Annotated in this window: 15 protein-coding genes; 9 read left to right on the top strand and 6 right to left on the bottom strand. The window is 65.4% G+C overall.

The features are described 5' to 3' along the window. Window positions 1-26 precede the first annotated feature (26 nt). Window positions 27-2765, bottom strand: coding sequence for a cation-transporting P-type ATPase (locus tag AXA74_RS06740; RefSeq protein ID WP_029579919.1), 2739 nt, complete (start codon window positions 2763-2765; stop codon window positions 27-29). A 376-nt stretch (window positions 2766-3141) separates the two neighbouring features. On the opposite strand from AXA74_RS06740, the gene AXA74_RS06735 reads away from it, so the two are divergent. The 8 genes from AXA74_RS06735 to AXA74_RS06700 all read left to right on the top strand — a co-directional run bounded on the left by AXA74_RS06735 (window position 3142) and on the right by AXA74_RS06700 (window position 12085). Continuing rightward, window positions 3142-4188: a Gfo/Idh/MocA family protein gene (locus AXA74_RS06735; protein WP_029579920.1), complete on the top strand. Its 1047-nt coding sequence runs from the start codon at window positions 3142-3144 to the stop codon at window positions 4186-4188. A gap of 8 nt (window positions 4189-4196) precedes the next feature. Next, entirely contained in the window at window positions 4197-4766 is a 570-nt protein-coding gene (locus AXA74_RS06730) for an acyltransferase (protein ID WP_029579921.1), read from the top strand. Window positions 4767-4773: 7 nt separating this feature from the next. Further along, complete coding sequence (locus tag AXA74_RS06725; RefSeq protein ID WP_029579922.1) at window positions 4774-5868, top strand: DegT/DnrJ/EryC1/StrS family aminotransferase; 1095 nt, start codon at window positions 4774-4776, stop codon at window positions 5866-5868. Then, entirely contained in the window at window positions 5865-6947 is a 1083-nt protein-coding gene (wecB, locus tag AXA74_RS06720; RefSeq protein WP_029579923.1) for a non-hydrolyzing UDP-N-acetylglucosamine 2-epimerase, read from the top strand. Before AXA74_RS06725 ends, wecB begins: the two co-directional genes overlap by 4 nt. Before the next feature lie 15 nt (window positions 6948-6962). Further along, window positions 6963-8216 (top strand): glycosyltransferase family 4 protein, encoded by a 1254-nt coding sequence (locus AXA74_RS06715; protein WP_032979218.1) that lies wholly within the window; start codon window positions 6963-6965, stop codon window positions 8214-8216. Window positions 8217-8220: 4 nt separating this feature from the next. Continuing rightward, complete coding sequence (locus AXA74_RS06710; RefSeq protein ID WP_032979219.1) at window positions 8221-9408, top strand: DegT/DnrJ/EryC1/StrS family aminotransferase; 1188 nt, start codon at window positions 8221-8223, stop codon at window positions 9406-9408. Then, entirely contained in the window at window positions 9405-9998 is a 594-nt protein-coding gene (locus tag AXA74_RS06705) for a sugar transferase (RefSeq protein WP_032958637.1), read from the top strand. Before AXA74_RS06710 ends, AXA74_RS06705 begins: the two co-directional genes overlap by 4 nt. A 200-nt stretch (window positions 9999-10198) precedes the next feature. Beyond that, complete coding sequence (locus AXA74_RS06700; protein WP_032958639.1) at window positions 10199-12085, top strand: polysaccharide biosynthesis protein; 1887 nt, start codon at window positions 10199-10201, stop codon at window positions 12083-12085. Between the two features lie 10 nt (window positions 12086-12095). Here AXA74_RS06700 and AXA74_RS06695 read toward each other — a convergent pair whose 3' ends face one another. Both AXA74_RS06695 and AXA74_RS06690 read right to left on the bottom strand, forming a co-directional pair. After that, window positions 12096-13298: a glycosyltransferase gene (locus AXA74_RS06695; protein ID WP_230588836.1), complete on the bottom strand. Its 1203-nt coding sequence runs from the start codon at window positions 13296-13298 to the stop codon at window positions 12096-12098. A gap of 7 nt (window positions 13299-13305) precedes the next feature. Further along, window positions 13306-14364 carry a glycosyltransferase gene (locus AXA74_RS06690; protein WP_032979240.1) on the bottom strand — a complete coding sequence of 353 codons (1059 nt, stop codon included), beginning with the start codon at window positions 14362-14364 and terminating at the stop codon, window positions 13306-13308. A gap of 111 nt (window positions 14365-14475) precedes the next feature. Between AXA74_RS06690 and asnB the strand changes: the two genes are divergently transcribed. Continuing rightward, on the top strand, window positions 14476-16344 hold the full coding sequence (gene asnB, locus AXA74_RS06685) for an asparagine synthase (glutamine-hydrolyzing) (protein WP_032979221.1): 1869 nt from the start codon (window positions 14476-14478) through the stop codon (window positions 16342-16344). On the opposite strand, the gene AXA74_RS06680 is transcribed toward asnB, so the two are convergent. From AXA74_RS06680 to AXA74_RS06670, 3 genes are read right to left on the bottom strand one after another with little or no spacing between them, the layout of a single operon-like run. Then, window positions 16324-17490, bottom strand: coding sequence for a glycosyltransferase family protein (locus tag AXA74_RS06680; RefSeq protein WP_032979222.1), 1167 nt, complete (start codon window positions 17488-17490; stop codon window positions 16324-16326). The two genes, asnB and AXA74_RS06680, sit on opposite strands and share 21 nt — an antisense overlap. Then, complete coding sequence (locus AXA74_RS06675; protein WP_048939712.1) at window positions 17483-18724, bottom strand: glycosyltransferase family protein; 1242 nt, start codon at window positions 18722-18724, stop codon at window positions 17483-17485. The genes AXA74_RS06680 and AXA74_RS06675 overlap by 8 nt, the downstream gene beginning before the upstream one ends. An 8-nt stretch (window positions 18725-18732) precedes the next feature. Continuing rightward, on the bottom strand, window positions 18733-19599 hold the full coding sequence (locus AXA74_RS06670) for an NAD-dependent epimerase/dehydratase family protein (RefSeq protein ID WP_051593964.1): 867 nt from the start codon (window positions 19597-19599) through the stop codon (window positions 18733-18735). Between the last annotated feature and the right edge of the window lie 4 nt (window positions 19600-19603).

The raw sequence follows: 19603 nt of genomic DNA, 5'->3' as shown, positions 1-19603 counted from the left end.
AGCCCGCGGTGTCTTTCAATCGGCCTTCATTTTTCACCGCGCAGGCGCCGGCCCAGAGGGGTATGGCGGATCACGGCCTTTTCCAGCTCGGCTCCCAGGAAAACCAGCAGGCCGGCGCCCATGACGTCCAGCCACTCGCGCCTGCCCAGGGGCGCCGAGCCGAAGACCGCATGCATGAAAGGCGCATAGGTGTACATCAGCTGCAAGAGCGTGCATGCGCCGATGGCCAGCCAGACATGGCGGTTGCCGAACAGGCCTTCTCGATTGAGCACCGAATCAAAGATATGGCGGCTGTTGACGAGATAGAACATCTCGGCCATGACCACGGCATTGACCGCCATCGTGCGCGCCCGCTCGATATCCACGCCGTCGCTCAGCTCCCACAGGAACAGGCCCAGCGCGCCGGTCATCATCAGCACCGAAACAAAGAAGACCCGCCAGACGAAAAATCCCGACAGCAGGGGGTCGCCGGGCGGGCGCGGCCGCTGGCGCATGATGCCGGGTTCGGCCGGCTCGAAGGCCAGGGCCAGGCCCAGGGTGCTGGAGGTTACCAGGTTGATCCACAGCACCTGCGCCGGGGTCAGCGGCAGCGTCAGCTGAAACAGGATGGCCGCGATCACCAGCAGCGCTTCGCCGCCATTGGTGGGCAGCATGAAGAGCACGAACTTCTTCAGATTGTCATAGACGGCGCGCCCCTCGCGCACGGCGGCGGCGATGGTGGCGAAGTTGTCATCGGCCAGCACCACGTCGGAGGCCTCCTTGGCGGCCTCCGTGCCCTTGTTGCCCATGGCCACGCCCACATCGGCGCGCTTGAGCGCCGGGGCATCGTTGACCCCGTCGCCAGTCATGGACACCACCTGGCCCCGCGACTGCATGGCCTGCACCAGCCGCAACTTGTGCTCGGGGCTGGCGCGCGCGAACACATCCACGCCCAACACCATCTCGCGCAGCGTGCGGTCGTCCATCAGCGCCACCTCCGAGCCGGTGACCACCGGCTTGCCCACCCCGATGGCCAGCTGCGCGCCGATGGCGCGGGCGGTCTCGGCATGATCGCCGGTGATCATCTTGACCTGGATGCCGGCGCGGTGGCAATCGGCCACGGCGGCGATGGCCTCGCCGCGCGGCGGATCCATCATGCCCACCAGGGCCAGCAGCAGGAAATCCGATTCCGTGTCGGCAAAGGCCAGCTGCGCGCCGGCCGGGCGCGCCCGCCTGCACGCCAGCGCCAGCAGGCGCAGGCCCTTGGCGGCCGTGTCGGTGGCCATGCGGCGCCAGTAATCGACATCCAGGGGCTGCTCCACGCCGTCCAGCCCCATCTGGGCCCGGCACATGTCCAGCACCCGCTCGGGCGCGCCCTTGACGAAGATCCAAGGCTCGCCGGGCACGGGTTCATGGAAAGTCGCCATGAAACGATGCTCGGACTCGAAGGGAATCACGTCCAGGCGCGGCCAGTCCTGGCGGCCGGCCTGCGCGGAGAAGCCCGCCTTTTCGCCCAGCACCAGCAAAGCGCCTTCGGTGGGATCCCCCTCCACGCGCCACTGCCCCTGCTCCTGGCGCAGGACCGCATCATTGCAGAGCACCCCGGCGCGCACGCTCAGGGCCAGCGCGGGATAGGCGGCCGGATCGATGCGGCGCGCGTCGACTTCGCAATATCCCTCGGGGGCATAGCCCACGCCCTGGACATCGACGGCCAGGCCGGCGCAGACCACGCGCTGCACCGTCATCTCATTGCGCGTCAGCGTGCCTGTCTTGTCCGAACAGATGACGGTCACCGAACCGAGGGCCTCGACCGCCGGCAGCCGGCGCACGATGGCCTTGCGCCGGGCCATGCGCTGCACGCCCAGGGCCAGCGTCACGGTCATGATGGCGGGCAGGCCCTCGGGAATGGCCGAAGCGGCCAGGGCGACCACCATCATGAACATTTCCGCCGGCGGATGGCCCAGCCACCAGACCCCGCCAGCGAAGAGCAAGGCCGACATCGCCAGGATGACCAGGGCCAGCACCCGCCCGAAATGGTCCACCTGCCGCAACAGCGGCGTAGTCATATTGTCGATGCCGGCCAGCAGCTGGTTGATCCGTCCCAGCTCGGTCTGCATGCCCGTGGCCACCACCAGGCCCCGGGCCTGGCCGAAGACCACCACCGTGCCGGAATACGCCATGCCGTACCGGTCACCCAGGGGCGCGTCCTCGGCCACCGGCGCGAGCTGTTTTTCCACCGGCAGCGACTCCCCGGTCAGGGCCGCCTCGTCCAGGCGTAGTTCCTTGACCTCGACCAGCCGCAGGTCGGCCGGCACACGGTCGCCGGATGCCAGGATGACCTGGTCGCCCGGCACCAGGTCGGCCGCGTCGATTTCCTGGCGCAGGCCGTCGCGCACGACCACCGCGCGGGGCGACAGCATGGCGCGGATGGCGTCCAGCGCGCTTTCGGCCTTGCCCTCCTGCACGAATCCGATCACGGCATTGATGACCACGGCGGCAAACAGCACGCAGGTGTCTATCCAGTGGCCCAGCATGGCCGTCACGACGGCCGCGCCCATCATGACGTAGAGCAGGATGTTGTGGAACTGATGCAGGAAACGCATCAGGACGCCGCGCCGGCGCGCCTGGGCCAGGCGATTGGGACCGAACTCGGCCAGCCGGGCGGCCGCCTCGGCGCTGGTCAGGCCGCCAGGCCGGGCCTGCAATGCTTCTTCGGCCGCCCGCGGCGGCAGGCTATGCCAGTTCAGGGCGGGCTGGGATTCGGAACCATCGCGGCGGTCGGTCATTGGATATCTGACACCCTCTTGAATGGAAGCAAGCCGCCCCCGGGCGAACTCGTCTCATATGATACTGACGATGTCAGCGCGGCCTTTTGCGCCCGGGCAAATACTTCAAAAAATAAAAACTAGACACAGCAAATAACAATGGCTCTCATTGACGCGGAATAATCCGGCCAGACTTTCCGCTTTACATGCCCGCGGCATGGTTATCACTGGCGCAACACCCGCATTTCCACGGCTGGGCCGCCGGTAGGAAAAAGGCTTCAAACCTTGGGACAATCGCTGGATTCACGGTAATATTCAGCGCTATTCCGTGCAATATCTCAGTCCTGATGCGCCGGATTAAACCTACAACAATCAACGCGCGCCAAATCGCACCAAAATGACCCCTATTTCCGATCGCAAAATCCGTTTTGCCTTAGTAGGCTGTGGGCGAATTTCCAAGAACCACATCGCCGCCATCGCCCAACACAATGATCGCGCCGAGCTGGTGGAAGTGTGCGACATCGACCCGGCAGCCCTGAAGGCAGCTGCCGACGCAACGGGCGCCAAGCCCTATGCCTCGCTGACGGAACTGCTGGCCAACAGCACCGCCGACGCCGTCATCCTCGCCACGCCCTCGGGCCTGCATCCCTGGCAGGCCATCGAAGTCGCCCAGGCCGGCCGCCACGTGGTGAGCGAAAAGCCCATGGCCACCCGCTGGGAAGACGGCAAGCGCATGGTCAAGGCTTGCGACGACGCCGGCGTCCGCCTGTTCGTGGTCAAGCAGAACCGCCGCAACGCCACCCTGCAATTGCTCAAGCGCGCCGTCGACGAAAACCGCTTCGGCCGCATCTACATGGTGACGGTCAATGTGTTCTGGACCCGCCCGCAGGAGTACTACGACGCGGCGCGCTGGCGCGGCAAATGGGAATGGGACGGCGGCGCCTTCATGAACCAGGCCAGCCACTACGTGGACCTGCTGGACTGGCTCATCGGCCCGGTCGAGAGCGTCTACTCCTATACCGCCACCCTGGCCCGCCGCATCGAGGCCGAGGACACGGGCGTGGCCGCCCTGCGCTGGCGCCATGGCGCCATGGGCTCCATCAACGTCACCATGCTGACCTACCCCCAGAACCTCGAAGGTTCCATCACCATCCTGGGCGAGAAAGGCACGGCCCGGGTCGGCGGCGTGGCGGTCAACCGCATCGACGAATGGAAATTCGCCGAGCCGCACCCGGACGACGACAAGGTGCGCGAAGCCAGCTACGAAACCACCTCGGTCTACGGTTTCGGCCACCCGCTCTACTACGACAACGTCATCCGCACCTTGCGTGGCGAATGCGAACCCGAGACCGACGGCCGCGAAGGCCTGCAATCGCTGGCCCTGCTGACCGCCATGTACCGTTCGGCGCGCGACGGCGTGCGCGTTCCCCTGCCCCTGGACTGAGGCCCGACATGAGCATCCATTCCAGCGCGATCGTCGACGAGGGCGCCCGCATCGGCGCGGGCACCCGCGTCTGGCATTGGGTCCATGTCTGCGGCGGCGCCGAGATCGGCGAGAACTGCTCGCTCGGCCAGAATGTCTTCGTGGGCAACCGCGTGCGCATCGGCAACCGCGTGAAAATCCAGAACAACGTCTCGGTCTATGACAACGTCTTCATCGAAGACGACGTCTTCTGCGGCCCGAGCATGGTGTTCACCAACGTCTACAACCCGCGCGCGGCCATCGAACGCAAGAACGAATACCGCGACACCCTGGTCAAGCAGGGCGCCACGCTGGGCGCGAATTGCACCATCGTCTGCGGCGCCACCATCGGCCGCTATGCCTTCATCGGCGCCGGCGCGGTGGTCAACAAGGATGTCCCCGACTTCGCGCTCATGGTGGGCGTGCCGGCCCGGCAGATCGGCTGGATGAGCCGCCATGGCGAACAGCTCGACCTGCCCTTGACCGGCGACGGCGAAACCACCTGCCCGCATACCGGCGACCGCTACATCCTCAAAAACGGCATCTGCCAATTGGCTTGAGTCAGCTATGCAATTCATCGACCTGAAGAAGCAATACCAGGCCCTGCGCGATCCGATCAATACGCGCATCCAGCGGGTCCTCGACCACGGGCAATACATCATGGGCCCCGAAGTCAAGGAACTCGAAACGGCGCTGTCGGCCTACACCGGGGCCAAGCACTGCATCACGGTCGCCTCGGGCACCGAGGCGCTGCTCATCGCCCTGATGTCGCTGGGCGTGAAGGCGGGCGACGAGGTGATCACCACCTCCTTCACCTTCGTGGCGACCGCCGAGGTCATCGCGCTGCTGGGCGCCGTGCCGGTCTTCGTCGATGTCGAACCCGACACCTGCAACATCAAGGTGGCCGATATCGAAGCGCGCATCACGCCGCGCACCAAGGCCATCATCCCCGTGTCGCTCTACGGCCAGTGCGGCGACATGGACGAGGTCAACGCCATCGCCGACAAGCACGGCATCCCGGTGATCGAGGATGCCGCGCAAAGCTTCGGCGCCACGTACAAGGGCAAGAAAAGCTGCAACCTGTCGACCATAGGCTGCACCAGCTTCTTCCCCAGCAAGCCCCTGGGCTGCTATGGCGACGGCGGCGCCCTGTTCACCAATGACGACGCGCTGGCCCAGGCCATGCGCGAAATCCGCGTGCACGGTCAATCCGGCCGTTACTACCACACCCGCATCGGCGTGGGCGGCCGCATGGACACGCTGCAGTGCGCCGTCGTGCTGGGCAAGCTGGAACGCTTCGACTGGGAAATCCAAGAGCGCCTGCGCATCGGCGCGCGCTACCAGGAGCTGCTGGCCGACCTGCCGGCCGGCGCGCGCACGGTGACCGTGCGCCCGGACCGCGACAGCGTCTGGGCCCAGTTCACCGTCATGGTGCCCAACCGCGAGCAGGTCATCGCCAAGCTCAAGGACGCCGGCATCCCGACGGCGGTGCACTACCCGCGTCCCATCCATGCCCAACCCGCCTATGCCCATTTCGCGGCCGGCGACACGCCCGTCTCGGACGCCCTGGCCGCGACGGTCATGAGCCTGCCCATGCATCCCGACCTTGACGCGGCGACCCAGGACCAGATCGTGGCTGCCCTCAAACAAGCGCTGCAATGAGCAAGAAAGTCCTTACCGTGCTAGGGGCCCGGCCCCAGTTCATCAAGGCCAGCGTGGTGTCGGCGGCCATCGCCGGCCACCCGGGCCTCGATGAAGTCGTGGTCCACACCGGCCAGCATTTCGACGCCAATATGTCGGATGTCTTTTTCGAGGAGTTGGGCATGCAGCCGCCCAAGCACCACCTCGACATCCACGGCGGCGGCCATGGCGACATGACCGGGCGCATGCTGATCGCGCTGGAGCGCGTCATGCAGGCAGAACAGCCCGACATCGTGCTCGTCTATGGCGACACCAATTCCACCCTGGCCGGTGCGCTGGCCGCGGCCAAGCTGCACATCCCCGTCGCCCACGTGGAAGCGGGCCTGCGCTCCTTCAATATGCGCATGCCCGAGGAAATCAACCGCATCCTCACCGACCGCGTCTCGCGCTGGCTCTTCACCCCCACCGACAGCGCCACCCGGCACCTGGCCGACGAAGGCATCCGCGGCGACAGCGTGGTGCAGGTCGGCGACGTCATGTTCGACGTGGCGCTGCACCATGGGCGCCGCGTAACCCAGGACGGCGGCGCGCTGGCCCGGCTCGGCCTGGCCGCCGGCGGCTATATCCTGGCCACCATCCATCGCGCCGAGAACACCGATGATCCCCGGCGCCTGAACGTCATCGTCAATGCGCTGATGACGCTGTCGGCCGAGCGCCCGGTGGTCTGGCCGCTGCACCCGCGCACCCGCGGCATCCTGCAGCGCCTGGGCCTGCTGGAGACGCTGGCGGCCCGCGTGCGCCTGATCGAGCCGGTGGGCTATCTCGATATGGTCCAGCTCGAAAAATACGCCGCGCTCATCACGACCGACTCCGGCGGCGTGCAAAAGGAAGCCTTTTTCCACCGCGTGCCCTGCGTGACGCTGCGCGACGAAACCGAATGGACCGAGCTGGTCGAGGCAGGCTGGAACCGCCTGGCCCCGCCCGCCAGCGAGCAGGACATCGTCCAGGCCGCCCGGCGCGCGCTTGAAGAAACGCCCCAGGAAGTCCAACCCTACGGCGACGGACAGGCCGCAAGCAAGATCGCCGACACCCTGGCCTGACCAGGGCGGCTCATCATGCGCATCCTGCTGATCAACCACTATGCCGGTTCGCCGCACTACGGCATGGAGTTCCGCCCGTACTACTTCGGGCGGCAGTGGTTGGCAGCAGGGCATGAGGTCAAGATCGCGGCGGCCACGGCATCACATATCCGCGCCCACAAGCCGCCAGCCCGGGGCCGGTTGACGCGCGAGCCGATAGAAGGCATCGAGTACCTCTGGTATGACACGCTGCCCTACCAGGGCAATGGCCCGAAACGCCTGCTCAACATGCTGCAGTTCAGCGCGCGCCTGTACCGCCTGCCCCAGGACCTGGGCGGCTGGCGGCCCGACATTGTCATCGCCTCGTCCACGCATCCCTATGACGTCCTGCCCGCGGCGCGCCTGGCGCGCCGCGCCGGCGCCCGGCTGGTCTTCGAAGTCCACGACCTCTGGCCGCTGACGCCCCGGCTGCTGGGCGGCTTCGGCGCCTGGCACCCCATGATCGCCAGCATGCAATACGCCGAGGACTACGCCTACAAGCACGCCGACCTCACCGTCTCCATGCTGCCCTGCGCCCTGCCCTATATGCAGGGCCGCGGACTCGATCCGGCGCGCTATGCGCACGTCCCCAACGGCGTGCCCGTGGCCGAGTACAGCGCCCCCGACTTCGACAACCCCGATTACCAGCGCGTGCGCGCCCAGATCCAGGCCCTGCGCGAACACTGCGATTTCGTCGTGCTCTACGCGGGCACCCACGGCCATGCCAACGCCCTGGACATGCTGCTGCAGGCCATGGCGCGGCTGCGCCAGGCGCCGGTCGGCTTGATGCTGCTGGGCAGCGGGCCGGACAAGGCCGCCCTGCAGGCCCAGGCCCGCGAGCTGGGCCTGGAGCGGGTGGTCTTCGCCGACCCGGTGCCGCGCCCGGCCGTGCAGGCCGTGATGACGCACGTCGACGCAGCCTATATCGGCCTGCGGCGCAGCCCGCTGTTCGCGTTCGGCGTCAGTCCCAACAAGCTGTTCGACTACATGCTGGCCGCGAGCCCCGTGATCCAGGCGATCGAAAGCGGCAATGACATCGTGCGCGACGCGGCCTGCGGCGTCTCGGTGCCCGCCGAGGATCCGCAAGCCCTGGCCCAAGCCATCCTCCAGCTGCGCGACACCCCACCGGCCGAGCGCCGCCAGATGGGCGCGCGCGGCCGCCAATACGTCCTCAGCCATCACGACTACCCCGTGCTGGCACAGCGATTCCTCGACGCCGCGCTTGCGCGGCCGGCCCCTACCGAGCACTGAAACCATGAGCGACTTCATACCCTTTGCGCTGCCCGATATCGGCGAGGAAGAGATCCAGGTCGTGGCCGACGCCATGCGTTCGGGCTGGCTCACCACCGGCCCCAATGCGAAAGCCTTCGAGCAAGAGTTCGCCGCCTACCTGGGCCAGGACCTGCAAGCCATCGCCGTCAACTCCGCCACCGCCGGGCTGCACCTGGCCCTGGAAGCCATAGGCGTGGGGCCCGGCGACGAGGTCATCACGACGACGCACACCTTCACCGCCAGCGCCGAGGTGGCGCGTTATCTGGGCGCCGAACCTGTCCTGGCCGACATCGACCCGGCCACGCTGTGCATCTCGCCAGCGGCCATCGAACGCGCCATCACCCCACGCACCAAGGCCATCATTCCGGTTCACTATGGCGGGCTGTCCTGCGACATGGACAGCATCCTGGACATCGCGCGCCGCCACGGCCTGCGCGTCATCGAAGATGCCGCGCACGCCCTGCCGGCCAGCTGGCAGGGCGTGCGCATCGGCGCGCTGCAAAGCGACCTCACCGTCTACAGCTTCTATGCCACCAAGACGCTGGCCACCGGCGAAGGCGGCATGGTGGTCACGCGCGACCCGGCGCTGGCCAAGCGTTGCCGCGTCATGCGCCTGCATGGCATAGACCGCGACGCCTTCGACCGCTTCACGTCCAACAAGCCCGCCTGGTACTACGAAATCGTGGCGCCCGGCTTCAAATACAACCTGACCGACACGGCCGCGGCCATGGGCCGCGTGCAGCTGCGCCGCGCCCAGGCCATGCGCGACCGCCGCGCCGCCATCGCCGCGGCCTATGACCAGGCTTTCGCGGACCTGCCCCTGGTCCTGCCGCCCTGCCCCGGCCGCACCCCGGGCGTGCAAAGCCACCCTCACCGCCGCGACGACGAACACGCCTGGCATCTGTATGTCGTCCGCCTGCAGCCGCAGGCGCCGCTGCGGCGCGACGATTTCATCGTGCGCATGACCGGCAAAGGCATAGGATGCAGCGTGCACTACGTGCCGCTGCACCTGCAGCCCTATTGGCGCGACCGCTACCAGCTCACCCCCGGCATGTTCCCGCACTCGCAGGCCGCCTTCGAAGCCATGGTGAGCCTGCCGCTGTACTCGCGCATGAGCCAGGCGCAGGTGGACAAGGTGATACGCACGGTGCGAGAACTGCTCGCGCCATGATCAAGCGGGCATTCGACCTGGTCTGTTCCGCCCTGGGGCTGCTGCTGCTCTCGCCGCTGCTCCTGCTGGTGGCCATCGCCATCAAGCTGGACAGCCCTGGGCCGGTATTCTTCCGCCAGGAGCGCATCGGGCGCCACGGCAAGCCCTTCCGCATCCACAAGCTGCGCAGCATGACCCAGCGGCAATCCGCCCAGGCCAGCCAGATCACCATCGGCGCCGACGCGCGCATCACCCGGGTCGGGGCGCTGATCCGTCGCTGGAAGCTCGACGAGCTGGTCCAGCTGATCGATGTCTTCCAGGGCCATATGAGCCTGGTGGGCCCCCGCCCCGAAGTGCCGCGCTATGTGGCCTTGTATCCGTCCGACGTGGCCAGCCTCGTGCTGTCCGTGCGGCCCGGCATCACGGACCCCGCCTCCATCCATTTCCGAAACGAAAACGAATTGCTCGGAAAGGCCGAGGACCCCGAAAAGATGTACCAGGAAACCATTCTCCCGGAAAAACTCCGACTCCAGTCCGCCTATGTCCGGGAGCAGTCCTTTTTCGGCGACATCGCCATCATCCTGCGCACTATCGCCAGCATTGGGCGCTAGACGCGGACATCGATTCGCTGGAGCATGGCCCGACGGCCGCGGCGCCCGCTCCCGGGCACGATTCACCGCGGGCGCCTCTTTGGAAGACGCAATCCCGCGCCTGGCAGATTTTCATATTCCCCGGACCGGCGCGCGCCGGCCATCCCCCCGGGCAGTCGCTAAAATTACCGCATCACCGCCCCTTTGGTCCGCCTCCCCTGATGATTCTTCCGTATCCTGTCCGGCGCCTGTTCGTCGATCTGCCACGGCCCGTCAAGCAGCTGCTTGCCGTCGTGCTCGACGCGGTGATCCTGCTGCTCGCCTTCCATTGCGCCCTGTGGCTGCGGTTCGAGCTGTTCTTCGTCACCCAGCAGTATCTCCTCCTGTCGCTGCTGGCCTGTGCGGGCGGCATCGCCGCGCTGGCCGCCTTCGGCGTCTACTTCTACATCCTGCGCTACATGAGCGAACGGGTGGTCGCGGCCATCCTGGGGGGCATCATCGTCTCGGTGATGGTCGTCACCGCGGGCAATACCTTCCTGCAACTGTCCACGCTGTCGCGCGGCGTGCTCATCATCTACGCCGCGCTGGCGCTGGTCGGCCTGATAGGCGTGCGCCTGTGCGCGCGCAAGCTGCTGTTTCCCGCCGATCACCACATGGCCGACCCCCGCATCCCGGTCCTGATCTACGGCGCCGGCGGCGCCGGCTCCCAATTGGCGGCCGCCCTGCGCGCCGGCCCCTACTACCGCCCGGTCGCCATGCTGGATGACGATCGCCGCAAGCACCGCCTGGTGGTCGCCGGCCTGCGCGTCTACCCCCCCAACCAGCTCTCGCGCCTGATCGACCGCCACAACGTGCGGCAGCTGCTCATCGCCATCCCCTCGGCCACCCCGCCCCAGATCCGCGCCATCGTCGAAGCCGCCGAACCCTACCGGCTGCGCATCCGCCTGGTCCCCAGCATGCGCGAACTCATCGACCCGGCCAACGGCGTGCGGCTGCGCGATGTGCAGGTCGAAGACCTCCTGGGCCGCGATCCCGTGGCCCCGATCGCCTCCCTGCTCGGCCAGTGCGTCACCGGACGCAGCGTCATGGTCACCGGCGCGGGCGGCTCGATAGGCTCCGAACTCTGCCGCCAGATCCTCGCGCTCAAGCCCAGCAAACTGGTCCTGCTCGAAATCTCCGAACCCGCGCTCTACACCATTGAACAGGACCTGCGCCTGCGCTACCCCGGCATCGACATCGTCGGCGTGCTGGGCTCGGTGCGAGACGCCCACCACTGCCTGGCCCAATTGCGCCGGCACGGCGTGCAGACCATCTATCACGCGGCCGCCTACAAGCACGTGCCCATCGTCGAACAGAACGTCGGCGAAGGCATACGCACGAACGCCTACGGCACCCTCAGCATCGCCGAAACCGCCATCCAGGCCGGCGTGCAGGACTTCGTGCTCATCTCCACCGACAAGGCCGTGCGCCCCACCAACGTCATGGGGGCCTCCAAGCGCCTGGCCGAACTGGTGCTCCAGGCCCACGCCCAGGTGCAGGACCGCACCCGCTTCTCCATGGTCCGCTTCGGCAATGTGCTGGGCAGCTCGGGCAGCGTGGTGCCGCTCTTTCGCCGCCAGATCCTCGACGGCGGCCCCATCACCCTGACCCACCCCGAAATCACCCGCTACTTCATGACCATTCCCGAGGCTGCCCAGCTCGTGCTGCAAGCCGGCGCCATGGGCGAATCCGGCTCGGTCTTCGTGCTCGACATGGGCGAGCCGGTGCGCATCCGGGACCTGGCCGAGCGCATGATCCGCATCTACGGCCTGACCGTCAAAAACCCCGAACAGCCCGACGGCGATATCGAAATCCGCATCACCGGCCTGCGCCCCGGCGAAAAACTCTACGAAGAACTGCTCATCGGCGACCACTCGCAAGAGACCCTGCATCCGCGCATCATGCGCGCCACGGAATACAACATCCCCTACGAAACCCTGATGAGCCAGCTGCGCATGCTGGACCGCGCCCTGCAGGCCGGCGACGTGCATGAGATCGTGACCCTGCTGCGCCAGATCGTGCGCGAATACGCGCCGGTGGAAAACGGCTGCGTCGGCGCCTGCGCCTGAGGCGGCCGGGCTACAGCGAGGCCAGCAGCTCGGCCAGCTTGCGGTGGTTTGTGCTGGTATTGAAGAAGCGCCGCTGCGCGTCGCAGGCGTCCTGGCGCATGGCGGCATAGGCGTGGCCGTCGGCCAGCAGCCGCGCCATGCGCTGCGCCACTTCGGCCGCATCGAGCTGTGGCGGCACGCTCAGCCCGCCACCGTGCGCCAGCATTTCCGGCACCCCGCCGACCGCGGTGGCGACCACCGGGATGCCGAAAGCCATCGCCTCCATGATGGACACCGGCTGGCCCTCGGATAGGCTCATATTCAGAAAGAAACTCGCCGGCGTCTGCGCATACTGGCGGCGAATGGCCTCATTGTCCGTCTCGCCGGCGAACACCATCGCCAGATTGTCCGGCGCGGTAAACGCCGCCGGCAGCAAAGCCTGCTCGCGCGTCGCGCCATAATGGGTCCAACGCACCCGGGCTTGCGGCAGGCGGCGCGCCAGGGCGGCAGCCACTTCGGCAATGAGATCCAGGCGCTTGACCGCCGCCGGATAGGAACAGGACACCAGATGGATCTCGCCGGCCGGCGGCGCCGGATTCATGCAGATACCGCTCTCGACGCCCAGGGGCAGCACAACCATCCTCGGGCATCCCCCCGGATACCGCGCCTCCAGATAGGCGCGCCCCTCTTCCGACAACAAGACCACAAGGTCCATCAGCGGCAGGGTCGAGCGGCGGTAGGGGATATAGCCCTGGTTGTCCGCGCGCTCTTCATAAAGATCGTAGCCATGGGCGCGCGTGACGCGCAGCAGCTTCGCTTGCCGCAACAGGCTGGCTCCCGTCGCCTCGCCCTTGAACCAGTAGGTGTAGATGACATCGAACTGCTGCAAACGCCCGGCCATGCGCAACACCGCGCCGGCGCGCAGGCTTTCCTTGAGGAAGTGCAGCCAATGGGCCGGGCGCCCATGCCCCATGCAGCGCCGGGCCTCGGCCCAGAACGACCGGGTCCCCAGCGCACGGGCAAAGGTCAAGGGCAGCTGCCACGGCCGGTGCAAGCGCGCCAGCCCCTGGTCGACATGCACCCGCGCCGGCAACGACGGATCCGCGTGCCGCAAGGGCCGCAGCGGCATGAGCGTCACCTCGTGGCCATAGGCCACCAATGCCTTGAGCTCCGGCAGGATGAAGCTGCGCTCCCGGGCCCGCGTATCCGGATAGCCGTTGGTGATAAGCGCCATCCTTTTGCTACCGGCCATCCCGGACCACCTGCTCCAAAAAAGCCAGACGCTGCGATTCCTTGCCAGCGTAGCCCACGCGACGCTCGACATCGTTGCGATCGGGCAAACGGCCACGCCAGGACTGGACGAATTCCCGTATCGGCTGAACCGCCTGCTCCACATTGTGCTCGGTATTGCCGATGTTCAGCCAATACCCGGCTCCATCGAGGTCTGCATCATCGTAACCACCGATGACCGGTATCCCGTAAGCCAGACACTCGCGGGTTTTCAAGGGCGCCGCCTCGCGCATGTTTTTTCGATGCAGCGCCAACGTGCCCAGGGCCACATCGGTCTGCTCATAACGCTTGACCAGATCCTCGCCATAAAGCGCTCCATGGCAGAACAGATTGTCCGGCCCGTTGATGGACAATTGCGGCACCACGAGATGGAAATCAAATTCAGGCAAAAGATGGGCCAGCCGCAGCACCTTGTCCACACCATGCCATGATTGCCCGGGGGACCCGACCAGCAACAGCTGGGGGCGCGCATGCTGCGGCGGCACGCGAGGCCGGACCTTGGCCAGGTCATAGCCATTGCTGACGACGATCCGTCTTGCCTCGGTGGCTGGTACATCCTGCGCCAGCTCCCGAGTCACCGCGATCACACCGCGCGCGGCCCGCGGCAGAAAGCCGCGCGAAAAGCATTCAATCGCGTACTTCAGGGAAGAAACGGCACGATACTCGTGACGCGCAATGGAGTTGTATTCGATGACCAGGGGAGCGGCGTCCAGGGCCGCCACCGCACCAGGCCACCAAAGCATCTGACGCACATAGACGATGTCCGGCCGCCAGTCGTGCAAGGCACGGCGGGTCGTCTCGTTGGCCAGGGCGGCAGCCAGCATCGGCGGGCGCACCGGTCGCGATACCAGGAATGTAATGGACGATGTTTCGTCCGGTCGAGGCGTAGCCAAGACAAAGTGCCTGACCTCGTGGCCTTGCTCTCGCCAGTATCGCGATTGCGCAGTTATTTTCTTTGCGACGCCGGATCTGCCGTCCGGTACTTCGTAGGTCAAATAGGCAATTCTCATCGCACGGACCGAAAGACGGCGCCAAATCGAGGCCATGATAACATCACTACCCTCCCGGCAACTTCGGCCCTATCCCGGTCTGTGCTTGCACCAATCCGGGGTCATTCGGACATGTGTGGAATCCTCGGCGGTTGGTGGCGCGATGGCGCCTTTCCGGAAACTCGGCTCACCTCGGCCCTGCGCTCGCTGGCCCACCGCGGCCCGGACGACCACGGCCAAGCCTTGTTTGCCGCCGGGGCTGGCAACTTGGCCCTGGGCCACAATCGGCTCTCCATTATCGATCTCACCAGCGCGGGCCATCAGCCCATGCGACGGGCCGGTCTGCATATCGTCTTCAACGGCGAGATCTACAACTACCGCGAGTTGCGCCAGACCCTGGCCGCGGCTGGTCAGGTCTTTGATACCGATACTGATACCGAAGTCTTGCTGGCGGCGTGGCTTCAATGGGGAGAGCGTTGCCTGACCCGCTTCGTCGGCATGTTCGCTTTTGCGCTTTACGACGAGCGCACGACCCAGTTGGTATTGGCGCGCGATGCCTTTGGCATCAAGCCGCTCTACTACAGCCTCGACGCGCAACGCTTGGTCTTCGCTTCGGAACTGCCAGCGGTCCGCGTCCTTGATCCGCTGCTGAACAAACTGGACTGGCAACAGGCTTATGACTATTTGAGCCTCGGGCGTTATGACCATGGGCAGCGCAGCTTTATCGATGGCATCGTCCAGTTGGCCCCTGGATCGTTGCTGCGCCATGACTTGTCCACAGGGAAGATACTCGCGCAAGAACGCTGGTGGCGGCCCGAGGTTTCGCGCCGCTTCGAAGGCAGCTTCGAACAGGCCGCCGAACAATTCCGGGCCGGCTTTCTGGACAGCGTACGTCTGCACCTGCGCAGCGACGTGCCGGTAGGTGCCGCGCTATCCGGCGGACTGGACTCCTCGGCCATCGTATGCGCCATGCGTCATCTTGAACCTGGTTTGCCGATTCACACCTTCAGCTATATCGCCCCCCCGCCAAATTCGGAAGCCCGCTGGGTGGAACTGGTCAATGGCCACTGCGGCGCAGTCGGCCATTCGCTGACACTGGACGCGCCTGAACTGGCCGCCGACCTCGATGAACTGGTCCGCTGCCAGGGCGAGCCTTTCGGCAGCACCAGCATCTATTCCCAGTATCGGATCTTCAAGCTGGCACGCGAACATGGCATCGTCGTGACACTGGAGGGCCAGGGCGCCGATGAGTTGCTGGCCGGCTACGAAGGCTATCCCATGCAAAGGCTTGCCAGCCTGCTGGGCGCCGGCCATTTCGCTGAGGCCATGCGTCACGGCGCCGCTCAAGCGCGGCTGGGCCGCAATGCCCGCAATATGTGGGCACAAGCCATCGCCCTGACCTTGAGCCCCAAGGCGCTGGCGGCCCTGCGCCAAGCGTTCGCGCCGACTCCCGACTGGTTGGACCGGCAGGTGTTGCGGGAAGCCGGCGTGGCCGCGGCCGCCCCCCTGGAGAGCTTGCGCATCCCTCGGGGCCGCCAATTGATGGGAGCCATGGCCCGTGCCCTACAGGACGATGGCCTGGGCGCCCTGCTACGGCACGGCGATCGAAACTCCATGCGTTTCAGCCTGGAGAGCCGCGTGCCCTTTCTGACGCTGCCGCTGGCCAACTTCCTGCTTGGCCTGCCGGAGGATTTCCATCTTGCGGCCAACGGCCAGACCAAGCGACTCATGCGTCATGCTCTGCGCGGCCTGGTTCCCGACGCCATACTGGACCGACCCGACAAAATCGGCTTTGCCACGCCGGAGAAAGCCTGGCTGACCGCCTTGCGGCCGCAATTACGTTCGTGGCTGCAAGCCGGGCCCGATATCCCCTTCCTGCATCGTCCCCGTGTGCTGGAACGCTTCGACGCAATGATGCAAGGCCAACTACCCTTTTCCTGGCAAGCCTGGCGTTGGGTGAATTTCCAGAGATGGCTGACGCTATGCGCGGTTCAGCCTTGACGCCACAGCGCTACGATAGTCCTCGATCAAGCCTGCTGCAATACGCATGGGATCATGCCATTTCTCGACAAAGGCCCGGCTGGCGAGGGCTCGCGCGTGCAGGTCTTTGCGCGGCATTTCCAGGACAGCTCGCAGCGTCTGCTCGATCTCATCGGGCCGTGAGCGGATGAACGGCAAGTCCTGCGCCATACCTTCCGGCAGATAGGCCAGGTCCTCATCTCGTATATAGACGATCACCGGCTTGCCCAAGGCCATCAGTTCTACGGCTAGGCCGCCATACCACCCTGCAAACAACTGATCCACCAGCACATCTGCGCGCTCATATTCCAGGCGCGCCTGGGCATTGGCCATGTTCTCGACCAGGATCAATTCGAAGTGGTAGCCCTGCGCCTTGAGGCGCTCCAGCGCGGCCAAGACCAGCTCCGTGCCCTTGACTCCGCGATGACTGGGTGCATGGACGATGCGTAAGGGCCTGTCCTCCCGCTGGTTGTAGACGGGCAACCACTCATCGAGGAAAACATGGCCATATGGCAGGAAGCGCGTGCGCGCGGGCAATACCCGCAGAAGGTCCGGATTGAGCGCGTAGATCATGTCACACCAAGCGTCCATACGGCGTATGGACGCCTGCTTGAAGCGATCGCTCGCGGCGCTGTAATACTGCGGTCCGACCTGGCTGGCAATGTGGATCTCAAAATTCTGGCGCTGATACGCGCCTTGACGCGCATCGTCACCTTGATAGGTCATGAATATCGGGATGCCACGCCGGCGCAAACTGGCCAGCTCCAGGTACTGAAGTCCCCAAAGGTACTTGGCGCGTAACCAGTAGGCAATACGATGCCAGGGCCGGGCGAAACCGGTCATCTGCCATTGGTGCGGTTGCGCCACCGTCGTGCCGAAGTTGTAGTGCACCACGTCGAACTTGGGCAGGATGCGGAAAATCGCATGCCAGCGCTTGCGTTCGCGCCGCCATTTCCCATCACCGGGCTGATTCAGCACGATATCGGTTTCGTAGCGCAGATAATTCTGATCTGCCGCCAACGCGACACTCTTGCAGCCCAGGCGGTTCAGCGCGCGGCTAAGGCCCTGAGGATTGCCGCCGACCGTTGTCGGCGCATGCACCACACTCAGGGGATTTACTTCAGTCATGCCTGGACTCGAGTATGGGATGAAAGTAATTGATCAGGTCCACATCTTTGCCGCGCCAGACACGATCCAGCACAGCTTCATACATGGCCGCGCTGGCTGCATAGGAATGCCGCTTTTCGACGAAGCGTCGCGACGCCTGGCCTAGCCGTGCCCAGTCTGCGCGCCGCCCGATCAGCTCCAGCAGCACACTCTTGATATTGCGCTGGTTGGCCGACACGATGGGACACTCATCTAGATACGAATATGTCCGAAACAGTTCTGTTTCAGACGTGCCATCCACAGGACTCAGCACCACCCGTCCCAAAGCCATGGCCTCCTGGGCGGCAAGGGCATAGCCCATCACGAGCTGGTCCACATACAGATCCGCCCGCGCGATGCGCGCCAACGCCTCTTCGTTAGACACGCCCTCGATAAGATCCAGCTCGATGGGGTGTCCTTCCGCCACAAGGTCCCGCACAGCCCGCAACAGGAACTCCGTGCCCTTGACTCCCCTATGATTGGCGGCATGGGCGATCCGGATAGGCCCCTGAGTCGTGGGCCAGGCAGCAGGTTGGATAGCCTGCGTATCCACTGGGTAGCATGTCAGCGGCAGCATGTCCCAACGCGGCAGATTGGCAAAATGCGCCAGGCATCCCAGTACGACGTCTGCATGCACGACGCTACGGCGCAACCGCTGCTGAATCTCCTGTGCCCGATTTCCCAGGCCTGGGTAACTCATCATCAAGCCGTGCCGCCAGACAGGAACACCCAAGGTGTCATAGACAAAAGCGTCGCTTCCATAAGGCAGCAGGACGAGCTTCTTGCCAAACGCCTTGAGCAAGGCAAACTCCCAACGCGCCAATGGCGTCTGGCGCAACACGCCGCCATCGAAATAACAAAAAAATACGTCGTAATTGCGCAGCGCCTTGAAGAAGAAGCCATATGCCATCAGGCGCCGTTGCCATGCACCGATTATCCCACCTGCCTGCGGCACGAGCACGTGGTCAAAATCTTCGCGCCGGTTTATACGATAAAGATCCACCACCGCGGTATCGCTCTCATAGCCTGCCTCGCGCATGGCGCGCGCCATATAGGTCAGCGATTTGATGGGTGTGGACTGCCATAGCAGCCGCGGTCTGTCCTGCGGACCCCTACGGGAGCGCAACACCCAGGCCAGAGCCAGAGCCGCCGCCACGGGCAGCAACAGTAGGCCGTCAAGCGTGACGCGCAGTAGCTTGATCAGGGTCCGCTTCATGCCTGTCGCTAGCCGTTCAACACGGGCAACATCCCCGTGACACCGGAGGCAAAAGGCGTAAATGCGTGATCCGGCGCCTTGCCCCGCAGCGCCGCCAGACTAGGCGATATCCGCTGCGCAGCCCGCTCCGTGAGCTCGTACTTCGGGGCCACGCCCAGCTGGCGGCCGATCTCTTCGGTGATCTCGCGCAGCGTCATCACTTCAGGGCTGGCAAGATTGTAGATGCCTTCCCATGATTCACGCAGCGCGCGTCCGGTAAGTGCGACCACGTCATTCACATGCAACGGGGCGATGGCCAGACCTTGGCCATCCGCCGAGAGCTGAATGGTCTCTTGTTTGGCGACCCGGTTGACCAGGTCCGGTATCAGGCGATTGACCTGCCCGGGGCCGTAGGGGAAGAACAGGCGCAGAATGGATAACTTGAAACGACCAGCATAAGCCCGGGCCAGCACCTCGGCGGCAAGCTTGCTCGCGCCGAGATAGCCCGCCGGGGCGACCCGCTCGTCCTCAGTCATGGCCCCGGCGTAGGGTTCGTACACCGACCCCGTGGACATCAGGCAAAAGCGCGCGACTCCCAGGCTGTCCGCCAGCGTCAGCAACTGCTGCGCGCCGGCGACGTTGACCTTGAACATTTCGTCCACATCTCCCGGAAAAGCCCGGTAGTTGCGCGACTGTGCCAGGTGCAGAACCGTATCGATGCCTTGCGGCCGATTCTGGGGTGCAGGCTCATGGCCCAGATTCCAGATCCATTGCTCGACCGGCAAGTCATCGCTCTGCTTGCGCACAATGGCGGTCACCTCGTAGCCTTGCTGTTGCAGCCAGGCCACCGTGGCGCGTCCGACGAATCCGCTGGCGCCGCTGACAAGAACGTGCATGATG

Source organism: Bordetella hinzii LMG 13501, from assembly GCF_001548475.1.
Lineage (GTDB): Bacteria > Pseudomonadota > Gammaproteobacteria > Burkholderiales > Burkholderiaceae_B > Bordetella > Bordetella hinzii.
Note: the sequence above shows the minus strand (reverse complement) of the source record. Positions and strands in the feature narration are given on the sequence as shown.

Excerpts from the sequence above, each read along its gene's own strand:
- AXA74_RS06740 (WP_029579919.1), bottom strand. The coding sequence starts at position 2,765 with ATGACCGACCGCCGCGATGGTTCCGAATCCCAGCCCGCCCTGAACTGG.
- AXA74_RS06735 (WP_029579920.1), top strand. The coding sequence starts at position 3,142 with ATGACCCCTATTTCCGATCGCAAAATCCGTTTTGCCTTAGTAGGCTGT.
- AXA74_RS06730 (WP_029579921.1), top strand. The coding sequence starts at position 4,197 with ATGAGCATCCATTCCAGCGCGATCGTCGACGAGGGCGCCCGCATCGGC.
- AXA74_RS06725 (WP_029579922.1), top strand. The coding sequence starts at position 4,774 with ATGCAATTCATCGACCTGAAGAAGCAATACCAGGCCCTGCGCGATCCG.
- wecB (WP_029579923.1), top strand. The coding sequence starts at position 5,865 with ATGAGCAAGAAAGTCCTTACCGTGCTAGGGGCCCGGCCCCAGTTCATC.
- AXA74_RS06715 (WP_032979218.1), top strand. The coding sequence starts at position 6,963 with ATGCGCATCCTGCTGATCAACCACTATGCCGGTTCGCCGCACTACGGC.
- AXA74_RS06710 (WP_032979219.1), top strand. The coding sequence starts at position 8,221 with ATGAGCGACTTCATACCCTTTGCGCTGCCCGATATCGGCGAGGAAGAG.
- AXA74_RS06705 (WP_032958637.1), top strand. The coding sequence starts at position 9,405 with ATGATCAAGCGGGCATTCGACCTGGTCTGTTCCGCCCTGGGGCTGCTG.
- AXA74_RS06700 (WP_032958639.1), top strand. The coding sequence starts at position 10,199 with ATGATTCTTCCGTATCCTGTCCGGCGCCTGTTCGTCGATCTGCCACGG.
- AXA74_RS06695 (WP_230588836.1), bottom strand. The coding sequence starts at position 13,298 with ATGGCGCTTATCACCAACGGCTATCCGGATACGCGGGCCCGGGAGCGC.
- AXA74_RS06690 (WP_032979240.1), bottom strand. The coding sequence starts at position 14,364 with ATGAGAATTGCCTATTTGACCTACGAAGTACCGGACGGCAGATCCGGC.
- asnB (WP_032979221.1), top strand. The coding sequence starts at position 14,476 with ATGTGTGGAATCCTCGGCGGTTGGTGGCGCGATGGCGCCTTTCCGGAA.
- AXA74_RS06680 (WP_032979222.1), bottom strand. The coding sequence starts at position 17,490 with ATGACTGAAGTAAATCCCCTGAGTGTGGTGCATGCGCCGACAACGGTC.
- AXA74_RS06675 (WP_048939712.1), bottom strand. The coding sequence starts at position 18,724 with ATGAAGCGGACCCTGATCAAGCTACTGCGCGTCACGCTTGACGGCCTA.
- AXA74_RS06670 (WP_051593964.1), bottom strand. The coding sequence starts at position 19,599 with ATGCACGTTCTTGTCAGCGGCGCCAGCGGATTCGTCGGACGCGCCACG.